The organism is Mesorhizobium sp. B2-3-2 (genome assembly GCF_006442295.1).
Classification (GTDB): domain Bacteria; phylum Pseudomonadota; class Alphaproteobacteria; order Rhizobiales; family Rhizobiaceae; genus Mesorhizobium.
On the sequence record NZ_VFWA01000001.1, the window covers coordinates 598,249 to 613,841 of the forward strand.

6 protein-coding genes are annotated in these 15,593 nt (G+C 59.0%); all 6 read right to left on the reverse strand.

The window, feature by feature from the left end; all coding sequences use genetic code 11:
- Window positions 1-90 precede the first annotated feature (90 nt).
- The 6 genes from FJ964_RS03020 to FJ964_RS03045 all read right to left on the reverse strand — a co-directional run bounded on the left by FJ964_RS03020 (window position 91) and on the right by FJ964_RS03045 (window position 15,586).
- Window positions 91-4,191 (reverse strand): hypothetical protein, encoded by a 4,101-nt coding sequence (locus tag FJ964_RS03020; protein WP_140548994.1) that lies wholly within the window; start codon window positions 4,189-4,191, stop codon window positions 91-93.
- A gap of 590 nt (window positions 4,192-4,781) precedes the next feature.
- The gene (locus tag FJ964_RS03025; protein WP_140548996.1) at window positions 4,782-6,296 is read right to left on the reverse strand and encodes a hypothetical protein; all 1,515 of its coding nucleotides are present in this window, start codon (window positions 6,294-6,296) and stop codon (window positions 4,782-4,784) included.
- 288 nt (window positions 6,297-6,584) lie between these two features.
- Entirely contained in the window at window positions 6,585-7,304 is a 720-nt protein-coding gene (locus tag FJ964_RS03030; protein WP_140548998.1) for a hypothetical protein, read from the reverse strand.
- Window positions 7,301-8,665 (reverse strand): NAD(P)-binding protein, encoded by a 1,365-nt coding sequence (locus FJ964_RS03035; RefSeq protein WP_140548999.1) that lies wholly within the window; start codon window positions 8,663-8,665, stop codon window positions 7,301-7,303. Before FJ964_RS03035 ends, FJ964_RS03030 begins: the two co-directional genes overlap by 4 nt.
- A gap of 361 nt (window positions 8,666-9,026) precedes the next feature.
- Window positions 9,027-14,570 (reverse strand): DEAD/DEAH box helicase, encoded by a 5,544-nt coding sequence (locus tag FJ964_RS03040; RefSeq protein ID WP_140549001.1) that lies wholly within the window; start codon window positions 14,568-14,570, stop codon window positions 9,027-9,029.
- A complete protein-coding gene (locus FJ964_RS03045; protein ID WP_140549003.1) occupies window positions 14,567-15,586 on the reverse strand; it encodes a hypothetical protein in 1,020 nt (339 codons plus the stop codon). The genes FJ964_RS03040 and FJ964_RS03045 overlap by 4 nt, the downstream gene beginning before the upstream one ends.
- Window positions 15,587-15,593: the final 7 nt, after the last annotated feature.

Here is a 15,593-nt window from a genome sequence, read left to right on the forward strand (position 1 = left end):
CATGTGATTGATTGCCAAAACCAGAGACCTAGAAGGCGGTATGCGTAGGGAAGGAGTGGCAGCTTTGACCGGCATTCGCAACAGCGCTCCTCAAATCGGCGCCATCTTCAACCAATAATCTCGATGCCAATTGGTGAAGAAGATGGGAATGGTCTCGCCCGATACCCGATCGATGGCCCGCGCGATCCCGCCCTCGAGCCAGGTCGATCCATCGGGTCGCGCAATACGGTGCGAGGTCCACCTGTCGCGAAGTGCCTTCGTAACGTCGGCGCGGCTCAATCGGGTACCAATCCCATCGTGGTTGACCTTTGAGAGGATAAGAAGGTTGCCGGCATGGCGCGCGCCACTAGCCGACGTCTTGTCGGGGTGATGACCTTCGAGCATACGAATCCGGTTTTCTGCATGTTGCGCATAAGATCCGACCGGCGCCAGTTCCTCGGGAGATCGGCGAGCAAGCTCGATCTGACAATGCGACGCATAGTGATCGGTCTTGAGCTGCACACGCTGGATGTCCTCGGCAACCACTTGCTGGCGCTTGCTTTCGTTGCTCCGCCTAGTGTTGCGGAGGCCACCGCCGGAATATAGCTCGCCCGGGTTTGGATTGTTGCGTGTCGGATCGGGCTCAGATCCTGGATGCGGCCGCGAAGATCCGCCGGGTTTTTCCTCGGCAGATTTCTCGTCATAGCCGTCCTGCTCGTAGCTGTCCGGTCCCTCTGTCGCCCGAAAATCGCGGGTGCGGTGGCGAAGCGCGTCCTTGAGGACCGAACTCAGCCATCGGAGCCGAGGCTTCAGGAATACGATGTCTGCGATGGCCTTCATCAGCAGGTCGTCGAGATCGCCGTCGCGGTCGAGCCAGATTTCGTTCGGCAGTACGACCCATTCGCGTGCCGCTCGATATTGGCGGCCGCGCACCTTGAACTGGACAGTCAGACCGCTCGCGATCACTACCCGCTTGATTGCTAGCAGCCGGCGCTGGAACTGCGGTTCGATCAGGTTCTGAGAAACATCGAATTCCTGCAGCTGCTTCCGGAACACCTTGCCGGCGTTCGCGCCTGCCATTGCAAGGACGGTCTCGAGATAACTCTCAGAAGCGAGTTCCTGGCCACGGCCAGCAGGGTTGACTGGCTCCGTTGCGAGCGACGAAAGGGCCGGGATTTGCCAGTGCCTTAATTCATCGGCGATCGGGTTTCGCACGTTAGGGACGCTGTGGATCGCCAGCCGCAATCTTGGGTTGGGCGTGTCGGCGCGGATCGCCTCGGCGAGCTCGGGCAGGTCATCGACGACCGCGATACGACGTGCCACCGTGGCGGTGAGCAGTTCGACCCCGCCATTGTCCTCGACCGGGATGCAGCCCAATTCGGGCGGCTGAATCAACCAGGTGTCGACGCCTTTCGGGTGATGGAGGTGCCGCATGATACAGCCGATCTGGGCGATTAGCGTCGCCTGGGGCTGCGCGTTGAGCCATTCGAAATAGGCGCGCGAAGTCTCCGGTGTCGGAATCCCTCGGATGACGCCGGCCTTGCGATAAAGCTCCTGGACATTGTCGGCAAGGCCGTCACCGCTAATCTGGAGCTTCCATCCGCCCCAGAGTTCGCCGAGATTGCCCTTGAACGCAAGACGATCCGGGGCGACCAAGCCGCCTCCAAAGGGCAGGCACGGTATTTGGGAGGCTTCCGAGACGATCTCGAGATCATCGGCCTCGGTTATAACAGCCAGCCGCGGCAGAAGCGCACGCGCATTGCCGGGGTCACTACGCAATGCGTCGAGGACCATCTGCGCGTTCGGGCTGCGCGCTGGCGGTATGACGGCATCAAGGTCGAGCGTCGGGCGATCAAGCAGATCCTTCGGCTGAAGCACCAGCCGGGCTGTCTCGCCGCTGTCTCGGACGAGCACGTTGACCGGCTTCAGCTGGCCCGCGAAGCTAAGTCCGACCGCTCTCAGGCGTACTGAGCGCAGCACCTCTGCTCCCCGCTTCGAACTGGCCAGTACTGCGAGCGCAGTTTCGAGTTCGTGAAAAGCGGAGCGCTCATTTGCCTCCAGCGGGCGATCGGTCGGAAACGCCATGAGCCGATCCGAATAGAAGGCCAGAACCTCGGATATACTTGGTTGGTCGCGCAAGGTCAGCCGGGCGCTGCTGCCCTTGAGCTTCTTGCAGAGCACGCGTACCTCGCGCGTCGGTCTGGCAATGTGGTCGCCGAGCAATGTCGCGACCTTGGCTTCCGGCAAGCATAGGCCATCGAAAGCGCGCACCGTGCCGTCGACCGCAGGCCAGATCGGTAGGTTCTTGACCGCCGGCCAGTCGTCGCGGGCAAGCTCGTCCGGATTGGCGGCAAGCCAACTGAAGAAGCGCTTGCGGATCGCGACCGATTTATCTGCGAGATCACCATCGCGCAGCAGGTTGCGAAGTACGTAGCTTTCAAGATGCCAGCCCTCGAGCTTGAACACCGCATGCCCGCGCAGATCAGGATGGATCGTGGGAGGAACATCGAGCTGGAGCTCGGATGGAATCGACGCGCCACGCTTCAGCCTCGACAGGGGATGAATTATTCCCTCGCCATCCGGTAGGTACGCGGTAGCACCGCTGGGGCGAACAGCGACGGCGAAGCCGCTCAAAAAAGGATGCAGCGCGTCGAGATGCGCTTTCGCGATGGCCGGATCGCCCAGCGATCGAAGCCGCTCCGCCTCGCTTCGCCATGGGAAATGCTCGGTGTCAGAGGCCGCCAGGCGATCCAGCACATCTTGTCCGTCGTATCTAAGGTGATCGTTGCCCCATCCGGCACAGCTTCCGGCTGCAAGCAGCTGGACCAGCGCCGCAGGGGTCTTTGGATCGAGGATAGGCAATGAGGCGGGCGCGACTTTAGCGAGTGCAGCAGACCATTCGCCCCCCCTGCCCTTGTAAACTGGAACGGCGAGCAGCGCCCCTCTTTTGTGGCGGATAGGCTTGCCCTGCGCGTCGATTGCTGGAAATGCGCGAGCCGTCAACAGGCGGTTGGCGAAGGACAGCAGCCGTTCGCCGGCAAGGTTGCCAAGCAGTTCGAGTGCCCTCGCGCCGTGGCGCGGGATGAGCAGCTTGGCGAGGACGTCGGCAAAGAGCACATCGCATGCCAAAATAATCGCATCGTTCCATGTGCCCGATTGCGCCGCGAGCTCGTGCCGCTCGGTATCAGAGACAAACGCCCCTGAGTAGTGCACGGCGGTTCCGCTCAATGAACCTGTATCACCCTCCGGATATGCGACGGGATAACGCAACCGTCCCCTGTCCAGCCTGAGCTTGCCAGCTGCATCCACATCCCAGGCCACTTCAACCACGAGACCACTGCTGGAAAACAGCCGCTTGCCCGCCGATCGGTATTCAGTCCCTTGGAAAAACTGAGCCTTTCCGGGCGACCGTCCGGTCGATAGCGCGAGGCAGGCTTGCTCGCGTTCGAGCAGCCTCTCGCCATCGGCGAGAGTCTCGCTGCACTCCCGGAAGTAGGTGACCAGCCCAGACTCCTTCCGCAAACGCCCAGCCCTGAACGCGAAAGTGTGAGAACCCAATTTGTGGTGCGAGAGAACTATCTCGTATCGCTCAAGCATGCCGGGCCGCATGACACCTAGGAGGCGTTTGGGCAGCGTAGATACGGCCTGATCAAAGATCCGCTCGATTTGCGGGTCGCTCACGGCCGCGAATTCGATGGCCTCGCCGTGGGGCACCGAGAAGCGACAGCGACGATATGGAACTTCGATTTGGGTACCGCGGGGGGGCGCGCCCGGGTCAACACGCGGCGGTATCCGTACACCGGGATAAGGAGGTTTGTTGTCGCCATCTTTGAACAGTGTTTGCAGGATCTGCTGGCCAGCGGACCGCAGCGTGATCGTATTGCCGAGTGTGAAGCACGCCTTTAGCCCGTGGTTCTTCACCCCGAACATGCCAACTTTCGCCGCGACTTCGTGACCTGCTCCTTTTATGTAGCTCAACCGCTCCCACCCAGGCGCGTCGATCGGATCGCCGTTTCCGAGACAGACTAGTTGGTCAGGTTCGAACCGGATTTCGGTTCGCGATGAACGCGCGTCGAGCTCATTGACGATCAGTTCTACAAGCAGGTCGTCGCCACGTAGCCCGTTCAGAAACTGCCAGAACTCGGGCGCCTGGTCTGTCTTAAGAACGAATTCCTCCGGCTGCTCAGAACCGGCAAGAGGCTGAGACAGCATCAGTCTGCTCCGCCAGTTCGAGAGCGGGCTTGGGCTCGCAAAGGGGCAAGCAATGACAGCTGTGGCACCGGCATCCGCGATCGTCGAACTTCGCCGCGATTGCTCTGCCGCGCAAAGGAAATGCTCGCCGTGATCAAGGCGCGAGCGTTGTCTATTTCAGGCCCCATTGGATCCCCCTGTAGAATGCCGGCAGAGTCATTGCATAGCCGACTTCGAGGCCGCACGCAGCTATCAGTGTCTAGTCATGTGATGGATTTTCTTCTGTGCACTACTGCTCTCGCCACACTTCCTCTCGAAGCTCGAAGCGGAAAGCAGAACGACGCACGATGGGTCCGCGATCTTTGAACACGCGATAGTGTGAAATGGGTATTTTACCCTGACAGATGTCAGTTACCCTCGGTCGAAACCCGCTCTCTCCGCCAGTCAAGCTGCCAGCTTATTGCAATAGCTGACAATACGACGATATCGGTCGCATAAATCCTCATTTTACCCCACATTTTTTATCGGATATGACTGGACACCGATGGATGTGGTCGGACAATCAGCAGGGGCATTGGGCAAGGATATTTTTTCCGAACTGCCGTTTGCCCTCAGCCGTTGTCGAGCGCCACGGTCACGACGCGGACCGTCGCGTTAAGCTGCGCGAGGCGATTGATGTCTTCGCGCAAGCCGCCGATCTGTTGGTCTGTTCCCACGACCACTAAGATCGTCGGCACCCTGAAGTGAAGCACGTGTTCAAGCTGGCTGAAGAAGCTGGAACGATTTCGCAGTCGAACCAGTTCAATCGCCAGAAGCGCATCCGGTACGCGAGTCCCTAGGCGGAGGAGGAAGTCCGCACTGGCGCCATCGCCCACAGCAGCCATGCGAGACATGGTCGCATCGGACAATGCCGGGTCTCGGACGAAAAGCTGATTGAGCCAACCAGCGAGACTTGCCTCCGTGGTCACCAGGCTTTCCTTCGATTGCGGACGCCAGTCCCTGATCCAAGCGGCAATACGCTCGATAGGGCCGATACCCTCAAACCCCATAGGCTCGCGCGGATCGCTGGGCGGCGAGATCTGCACCGTCTCGACGGCGAAGAAGAAGGACAGCATCCCTAGTTCCTGAAACCGGCGGACTATGCCATAACTCCGCTTCGAGCTTCGGACCCGAATGATAATGCTTCCGACAAAGATGCCGAGGATCTGGGCATCCGGAACCAGCCGCCGCAGTTCTTCGGCTAGGCGCGATCGCTCGGCCTCGGTCGGTGGCGTGCCCTCGAAGCGTATCTGCCAAGTGGCAACGGGCTCCAATGGCGTCTTTGCCGCGACGTCATAGAGAAGCTCGGCAAGCAACAGTTGGTCAGCATTGGATAACGCGGGCCGTTGGCCCCTGCCACCACGCCTTATCGAAATTTTTCGGTAGAGCGTCCTAAAGGCGTCCGACTCAGATCGGCGGCGCGATAGCTCGGCAGAGAGATATTCAAGTCCAATGCGAGTGTCGTACCACTCACCTTCCCGGGCATCGGGGGAAAGCTGTGCCGCTACTCGGGCGAGCGACTTGGGGAGCGGGTCAGGCCCGTCGAATGGAGCGATGCCGCCAGTCTGGTTGGCGCTGATGGCGAGGAATTGATTTCGAACTTTCTGCACATACTCCAGGGCTTGCCTGTTCTCGTCGGGCAGGATGCCGAGACCGGCGCCGGGCAACCCTAGGGATTGTTCTCCTGTCGAGAGGTCAAGGAAGATGTTTTTGTCGAAAAATCGCCGAGCCCCGCTTTTGTGGATGTTTGCTTCTAGCTCGACACTGCTTACCGGCACTACGCTCACGCCCGGTTCCTCGCAGTTAGTCCGGTGAAGCGACGGAACCATTCTCAGCTCGAGCCCCACCTTGAACAGTTGGAGCTGCTGCAACCGCTCAACGCGCTCGCTTGCGTCAAGGTCTTCGTGGAACACCACGACTAGGTCTAGGTCACTTCGCTGGACATCAAACTGATCGCCCCCCTGATAAATGGCGCTCCCGAAAAGATAGACGGTGCATGGAATGGCCGCAGTCACATCCCTCGCCCAGTCTTGGCATAGCCCGATTGCAGCCTCAGCCTCGGGTGTCCAGTCCTCGTTCTCGGTCATTGATTGGCCCCTCTCGTCGCCGATCGTCGAGCAACCCTACTACGCTCGTCAAGCGGAACGCGAGAATAGATGGAGCGATGGCAACTAAGCTCTGCAGTCAATTCAGCAATTTCCAAAAGTCCCCGTGACGTCCTGCTTAGAACTCGCCGACACTCGATAAAGGCCATGAGCACAGCGGGCACCCGCTGCATATGAGGTATGCCCTAACGTGCCATCATGCTCGTTGATGTGTGCTGAGCTGCCACGCGACATCGAACTGCCGAGATTGGGCCGATATTGGTGGGAGCACTAGCTCGCCGCTTCGAAATTGAGCGACGTTAGCCGAGTGAATTTTGGCGTTGCACGGTCCTCAAGCACCTGCTGAAGTCGTGGGTAAACGGTCGCGGTGTCTTCAACCGGAGCACCTCGGGTGAGTTCAAAGTTTTGAATTCCCGGCAGCGATTGTGCAGTCAGGCTATCGAGAAGTCGACAAAACTCTTCGCACATACCAATCAAGCAATTAAGCCTGTCTTCATCCGAAAACGCATTTATTGAGAAGGTATCGGCATAAAGTATCGCGACGACAGATTTGGCCGGCGAGGTCATTGGGACGGCAAGATAGGACCGAGCCACCGTCTTGATGTCTCGATCATCGCCAATTTCTTTCATGTCTTTCTTCAGATCCGTCAGCAGTGCCTCAGACGAGGGGTAAGCTCGCGTTCGCACTATTTTCTGAAGCGCAAAAGCTTTTCCCATGATACCGGTCGTAACGGCGTTCATTCTTCCTGCCCCTCTGGGGTCGTAAGGAATTCCAGAGTAGGCGCTCAGTTGCTGGAGAAATTCGCCGCCCTCGCGGTTGACCGCGCGGTGGAGCACGACCCGCGTTGTATCGGCTATGCCGACGCTTCGAAGATACCCAGCCACAGCCGCGGTGAAAGGCAGCGCCACCAACTGCGAAGCTCCTGGGACGGGCTCTGGGTACTGCGGTTTGATTTGCTTAGGTTCGAACGGATGCGGCGCCGTTGTCATGACACTAATCCTCTTGGATCAGGAGAGAAAAAGCCGGGCAGCCAAAGCTCATCGGACAACTGATTGTCACTGTCTTTCAATTTCGCGAGCCTCGTCGCCACTTTTGTGTGGTCCGAGAAAAGTCCGAGAACGTGAGCATATGAACCCGTGCCGTGGCGTTGCACGATATGGCTTTTGGGGATGCCTTGTCGTTTCGCGAATTCGGCGATTGGTTCGAGGCTTATCGCAAATGCCCCAGCGTCATAGAGCAGGTACAGGAGAAACCTATTTAGAAATGAACTCTTGTTCTCGAAGAGATGGTCAACGCTCCAGTCCTGCCCATCCTCGGGCTTCACGTGCAAGACCACCCGTACATCTTTGCGTAGCCGAGACCGTAACGTCGTAGTCGCGGTGGAAAGATATTTCGCCAGAGGAGCAGATGCGTAATCGAGCATTTTCTTAACGTTGCCGGGCAGCCGCCCACCGATGGGTCCAATTACCTGACGTAGTTCCTTTTCAACCTCATCCAGATCGTTTCCGAGCAACTCGGCGAGTATGGTGTCTTGGCGGAAGCGTTCGATCGTGAGCCTGCAGAGATCGACCACGCCGCCATCTCCATGGCCTGACACCACGAACACCGGCCGAGCACCGGTTAGAACCGGCTGCCCTAAAGTATCATTCCGCCAGTAGGAGCCTGAGGCTATAGCCCCTTGAGTTGGTTGGCCTGCTTCCAAGCCAAATCCTGCAGCAACGACGATGGTATCGTAGCTTTGGCGGTCGCCTGCCGGTTCACCGGCGCGAAAGTGCCGCCCCGCATGGTCTGCAGCTAAGCCCAACCACTCCACTTGTCCTCGGTGGGCATCCACTCTTAAGTAGCCCAGGCCGAGAAATACTTTGGGAACGGGCTGGCCATTGCTCTCGTTCTCCGTGCACCGGTCACCAAAAGCGTCAAGCATCTTGGTCGCAACGTCTGACGCCCTGCCTGCGGTCCAGTTTAGCACCGGGAGGCTGGCGCTCGGCCTCCTGCTCCCCGCTGCCGGCCAATTGTAGATGAACGGGTGTAGCCACCGGGTATCGGAACCCTGCTGGAGCGGGCACAGGTCCCACCTTTGCTCGAACAAGGTAACTTGCACGCCGGGAAATGACGAAATCGCTGCAGCAAATGTGAGGCCAGCGGCACCGCCGCCAATGACCGCGACGTTGCTTAGGGTCCGCCGCCCGTGAACATCGAGTTCCCGCAGCGCCCAGGCTAGGTTCAATGCCCGAACCTGTTGTTGATAGACGGTCACGCCTTTCGCCAGACTGCCGAGTACGAACACCTTATCCGTTACCTCATAGGTGGAGGCTACGTGGAATGGGGCGGTGGTGGCATCGTGCTTCATGCGAGTGAGATGTGAGGCAACGCGGTCGCAGGATCAAGTTGAAAAATTCGACGTCGGGAAAAGCACGGCGTTATTCCTGACATTGCGCGGCCATGTCGGCTGGGCGCCCATTCAGATGACGGTAGCTAATTTCGCAATGGCTTCCGATGATCTTGCGAACGAGCGTTTCGTCTAAATGGACCAGAGGTACGCTCGGTGCGACTGGTGAGTGCAAGGTCCAACGCCGTTTTTTTGGCGCTTTTCGCCTCAAGTGGATTGACACTCTTGCTCCGAAAATTGTCGCTTTGGATCCACTGCCAACAACCGATGGCGGACGGCTCGTTTCAGCGCCCCGACATGGGTTCACTGTCGTTCAGCCGGCCTATTGCTTACCCAAAACCACGCCACGCACCACTTGGTGTTCATCCGGCAGATTCCGGCCAAGGATGAACTCATTGAGCACGAGGGTCGATATCCCTGCTTGCAGCCGTCCGAACGAGTGATTTCGCCATGCGGGGGTGAGCAGCGCCGGACGCAAGCCAACGATCACCCGCCGGTCGCTATGACGTACGACCAAGGGTACCGTAGTCCCGTCGATGGTACTTGGGCTTTCGCAACTGAAGCCTTCCAGCTCAAGCAACCTTCGGAGGTTGCGCAGCAAATTGGCCTGCGCTTCCGGTGTCTTCTCCTCGGGCAAAGTACCATCAAGCGCATAGCGCAACAGCTCAGCACCGAGGTACCGATCGAGACGGTCTTTGAGATATTGGTTGTGATAATGCCGCAGGCAACTCTCGCACGAGGTCTCGCAATGAGAGGGGCACAGCTCCAACAGCGCAAGAGTTTGTTGCAGGATTTCCTCAATGTTCCTTGCAGCAAGGTCGGCATAGCCTGCTCCACCGGACAAGGTGTCATAAAGGTAAACGTCGAGCAGCAGCGTTTGGTCGTCCCGGTTGGGCACGACACGGAACCCCGCGCCGAACTCGGAAGGATCGAGATCGATTTGCCGATGACGGCTTGCTGCCAGCCGCAAGCCTTCAGCCACCGAGTAGAGCGCATCTTCCAGTATTCTCAACTGCAGCGGTTCGCCCGTGTCGGTAATGAGCGGCTGTTTCAAGTTGATCCGCAGCAGCAACAAATCGGTAGAGAAGACGTGCCCTAAAAACACGTTTTCATAGGAACCCGAGCACAGTTGCCCTGGCCTTGGCTTCCCGTACGAGTATTCAATTTTATACGGCCGGTTGTGTGGTGCATGTGGGGGCTCGTCGACAGATGCGCGGCCGCACTGGTTGCAAATCCAGAACCCGCCGCGACCATCCGAGGTCTCCTGCCCCTTGTTGACAGTCACCAGTTGGCGGTCCGTGGTGACTACACAAGTGAGGTTGCGGCCGATGGTTCTTAGGCTGGGCAGGTCGTCCTTGCCAACCGGAACGGGGAATTGCGCAGCGGTAGCATAAGTAATGTCCTGCTCGCGATCATCCTCCTTGAGCGCCCTCCCATCCTCTGGGAGGAAAACTTGCGGAACTACCATGTGGGTGCGTCTCAGATCGCCGCTGCACACGGGACAATGAGCCCCACCTTGCAAAGGGTCGTCCAAGTCTGCGACAAAGCTGCAATTCTCGCAGTGCACCAGTGTGCGACGCTCGTCGAAGATCGCTTCTGCGCGGTTTTCGACGTCGGGCAATGTATTCGCCACGACACCACCCGAACGATAAGTTTCCTTGTTGATGACGATCAGTCGCCCCGGTGCATATTCGCTCAGTGCCTTCCCAATGGACTGCTGAGGCCGTTCCACGACCTCCATCTTCCATTCATTGTTTCGCTGAACCAGGCGCTCCACGAGGAAACTCGATAGGTCCGTCGGGAAAGCGTAGCTAGGTAGCAAGCCTTTGGCGAACAGGAACTCAAGCAGTTCCTGGTCAGCAATGGCTTCGCGTTCGGAACGCTCATCCTCGGCCTCGCTGCTTTCGGCAGCGTTTTCTCCACCTTCACCTACGCTTTTGCCATCTCCTATTGCTGCTGCCAATTCAGCCCGGAACCCGTCGAGAGTCGCCAGCAGTTCTTCTGCCTCATCTCCGATCCACGCATCGATCGTTTGGGGGGCAACGCGGAGATCATTCGGCAGCCAGTTTCGGATCAGCGGACGCAGTCGGCCGGTTGGTGCAAGAAGATCCTGTCGCACCCACGCATCGAAGCTCGCTATATCCAGCCCAGACATGGGCTCACCGAGGAAGAAATCCGTAGCCTTGCCAAGGGCGCGGAACAGGGCAGAAGACCCAGCTCCGACGGTGACCTCGTGATGATCCATGTAGTTATGGAAAAACGTCTGAAAGAGGTAGGCTGCGATGTGGCGACGCGCGATCTTCGGGTTATCGATCTTGACGTCCGGATTGCGCGGGTCGCCTGCCACGATCTGCTTCGGATGGTTGTAATAGTACCCGTCATGAGGACCATTCTGCGCATAGGTCAGCACAGTGGAAAGCGATGAGCCGCGCCGCCCCGCTCTACCGGCTCGCTGCTGGTAGTTCTCCCGCTGTGGGGGCACATTGCGGAGACCAACGGCGACCAAAGAGCCGATATCGACACCCACTTCCATGGTCGTGGTGCAGCTCAGTACGTCGATTGGCTTGTCGGTCTTCGCAATGCGGACATCCTTGAACCGCAATTCGAACTGCTCAGTTGTCGCATGAACTCGCGCATTGTCGCGGTTCGACAGTTGGGCGGTATGCTCTTCAACGGAAATGCTGCGAAGCCGTGCACTACCCGTCAGCACACGTTCCACCGGCGCACGCCAAAAACCTTTTCTCGCGCGGACGTATTCGCTTTGGGAAGGTGTAATGGGCTCACAGGATGCTGAACCGCAGGCTGCGCAATGTCTATGAACGGTCACTGGTAATAGAGCGGTACAGTCCGCGCACTGGTACCACGTCATGTCCAAGTCGATGTGAACCGCGACCTTTGCGGGATCGATAAAAATTGCCCCCGTCGCGTCAGTCAATCCAAGTTGGTCAGCGAGTTCTTTCTCGATTAGACCGAGAGTGGTTAGGTCGGTCAGCAGAGCAGTCGCGAACGCGGGCCGGATTGCCTTGGGAAACCCGCCGCTACTGCCCCACGAACCTCTCCAGCGACCTGCCGCTTTTCCGCGCACGTTGGGCTCGACGGTATGATCAAAGGCATAGCTATCCGCCACGTGTATCAACCACGCGGCGGCCAACCCAGACATATCTGCGACCGTAAGGGATGATAGCAAAGGAGCGATCGCAGCAACAAGCTTCGTCAACGCCCGTTGTGCCGGAAGGAGGCAACCCACCGTAGTGCCAGTTAACGAGTAGTAGCGGCCGCATAGTTGCTTGAGGAGAGCGATCGTATAGCGGCTGGGGGGTGGCCCAGGATCGAATTCCGTCAGCAGTTCCTCGATCGGCTGGTCGGCATAGTCCTTTTGGAGGCGCCGCACCTGATCTTCGATTGCTTGTGCGTCTTTACCGTCGAAGATGGGCAGATTGCTGTCGCTCAATACCTTAAGCACCGCGATGTAGAGACCCCGCTCCGGCCGCGGTTCGCGACCCGCCTCGCGCAGAATGCGCGTAGCCAGCGCCAATACCTGCCGGAAAATGTCTTGCTCTACCTCTCGCGGAATATCGCGAGCCAACCGAGCCGCCTTTTGCCGACCGTCCGAGAACAGCAGCACCTTGCGGCCGCCATTCGGATAGTCTCGCGTTTCTAAACGCGAGGCCGGCTGACCATCCAATTGCGTCTTAACCAAATTGGCGAACGGCGCCTCGCCTTTGGTGGCGTGGTCCATAATAGTGGACGTCTCGCTGCGTAATGTTGGTTCACCGCAGATGCAGCAACTGGCAAACCTGACGCCGTTTTTGGTCCAATCGTGGCTCTGCGTGGGCAGATAGAGGCGGGTAAAGCCTTGGGCTGGCTGTTCGGCGCCATAGTCAAGGCGGCCACTGCGCATGTCTAGCCAGGCCGCAACGCAGTCGCCAAAGCTCGGGTTCGGGGGCTCCATCAGCATTTCTACCTCGACCAACGGCGGCTGATGGCCTTCACGGAACGGCCCCGACGGAGTGCTCCAAAGGAAATCGGGTTGCGGTCGATCGGCATAGGCTCGCAGATAGGCAGAACCGCATTCGCGGTGCGTCAGGAGCTCGAAGACGCGTGCACCGCACTGGCACTGCCGGCGTTGATGCGTATGAAGCCTGCCAAGAATTCGATCGGGACCCTGATGCCGTGCGTGGGCACATTTCGGATCGACGCATGCATAAAGCCCCGGCAAGCCGCGGAAGAACATATGCAGTCGGGTGGGCAACAAGACCCGGCCATCCACCCTACGCCGCGCAAATGGGGCCAAAGCCAGCAGTGCTGCGAGTGCTCGTGCGCCATCCGGATGGTGCTCAAACAACTGTTCCTGTAGGTGGCCCAGCGCTATGGCCTCTCCCGAAACGAGCTCGACGAGCCTTTCGAACACCGGAAAGCCCGTAAGGTTAGCAAACAGATAGTCCGGCAGGTCTTCGTCCGTCAAAGGTTCAGGCCAGTCCAGCCCGGCAGCCAATGCTGCCACTGCGCCTCGCGCAGCTTCCGGATGGGTCGCGTGTTGGTCAAAGGCCGCCAAATCAAATACAGCGAGCACGTCGGTCACGCGGCCGCTGGACAGCCCGCTGCCCTGCCGTTGCTCGCGCGTGCCCGTGATAACCGAGAATTTGCGGGCCGATGATTGCGGCAGTCCCGTGAGATTGCGGGCGAACACTTCTATGGCCGACTCGGCGACAGCGCCTTGGCCTAAGCTGGCGCTGGTCAGAATGAAGCGCACGCGTTCACGGGGAACGTCCAGGCGCGCAAGTAAGCGCCTTATAAGAAGGGCGACTTCCGCACCACCAGCACCGCGGTACATGTGCGCCTCATCCAAGACCAGGATTAGCTCGTTGGCACTATTGCTATGCAACCAATCCCTGGTCTGCTGAAAGATGGACCGCTCGATCGGCCGCATCAGCATGTATTCCAGCATTGAGTAGTTTGTTATCAGAATATCCGGGCAGGCCCGCTGTGTTTCGTCGCGGGTCATCATCTCACGGTCACCTGGCTGGGTGATGAGGCGGCGGTTCCAATGATGATAACGCCGTGGCGCTCCCCCTTTGGGATTGGGCTTCAGCTCTTCCTGGTGTTTGCCGTAGAACGCGACCAAGTCCTTTGACGGCCATTGGCCGATTTTCATAAGGCCTGAAACCGTCTCCGGCTGTCCCATCAAGGGCAAGTAAAATTCCTCGAAGAGTGGCTCTATGCGCTCACCGTCGCGTTTCCCCGAACGCAACCCTGGATAAGGCGATCGGCCGGTATAACTACCAAACCGGACCGGCCGCCCCCGCCCGGCCGAAACAATCGCAGATGCGTTCTCGTCACCGAATAGCCGGCGAATTCGGCCCAACTGGTCATTGACGAGTGCGTTCATGGGATAGAGCAAGAGAGCACGACAGCCGGCCAGCGACGCTGTGGCTGGCCGATCACGCGCCTCTTGGACAAGCTGGCCGACGATCGGCATCAGGAAGCTTTCCGTCTTACCCGACCCGGTACCCGTGGCGACGATAAGATCGGAGCCCCCAAAATACCCTTGCAGCGTCTGTGCCTGATGCACATACGGCCGAGGAAATAGGCCGACCTTTGCTGCGGCAAGGTCCCGCAAAGCGGTAGCCACAACCGGTGGAAGGTCAAGTTGATCGTAGGCAGCGCCGAGTTCGTAGACGGGCGTGGACTCGATGAACGGAACCTGCGCGACAGTACCTGCCTCGTTTAGCAGAAGCCGCCGTTCTTGAATCAGTGCCGGGTTGCGCACATGGTACTGCGCTTCGATATAGGCTCGCAGGCTTTCGCCGAGCCGCCCCACCGTGGCGTGTACGCCGTGCTCTTGCTGCTTCGGCCCGTTGCTCATGACACCGTCCCTTTCAGTTTAATCCCAAGCCGCCCGAGAGCATGCGCTACGAAAGGTACCGCTTGGACCGGAAAACTCATGCGATAAACTGACGGGGGGCTAGCGCCTCCAAGCTCCCAACCCAGCGCAAGAACGCGCCCCTCCTCAATTGGCAGGTCCCTGGCCAGAGTAACCTGCACCATGTCGTCGGCCTGCTTGAGTTCCAGCGTCCGAGAAGCTCCCAAGGCTTCGTCGTAGGCAAAACGGAACCGTCGTGCATGTTCATGCTCGACTGGAACTGCCCGCCGCAAGGATAACCCGTTACCCGTGTGCTCAAACTCCCCGAGATAGTATGGGCGGTCGTAAAGCGATGTTGGCTTAGCCTGAGCACGGCATAACCGCAAAGAGACGCCACCTAGCTCGACCTCTTGGGGATTTATCCAGCGTGACCGCAATTGCCGTGAAGCTTGGTCTGGGGCGTATATTTCGAGGTGGCCGGCCGAGATACCCGCGTGCTGAAGACCTGGACGATATTTCCTGAGCGCCTTGGCCATCCAGACGCCAATGGGTTCGGCGCGACCAAGCCAATCGTCAAAACCCTGCACAACCATTCCACCGGCTCGCCCCCCTGCATAGCGAAAAGCCCCTGCGGCTATAAAGCCGCCATGCGGAACCACGCCAAGCAGGAAAGACAGGCCATCTGGCAGAGAGACTGCGCGCGGGGGCGTCGCATGCCAGTAACCTCCGGGCGAGCGCCAAAGATCGCCGGCTTTCTCAAGCACCTCCAGCACCTGCTTGGCCAGTGGGCGCGCCTCAGCAGGTCCCAACAAACCTCCAAGATCCCTCTCAATCATATCGGTGAGACGGCCCGTGAAAACACCGTGACCGTTTCGCGTTCCCTCACCCTCGCACGCAGCGCGCAGGTGCGCAGCAATCAATGCGAGCCGAACCGACCCTGAGGATCCTCTGATCGACAGGCCGGCCGTTGCATCGGCCAGCACTTCAGAAGTGGAAAGGATACGCAGTGACAGGGTCATGTCGGCG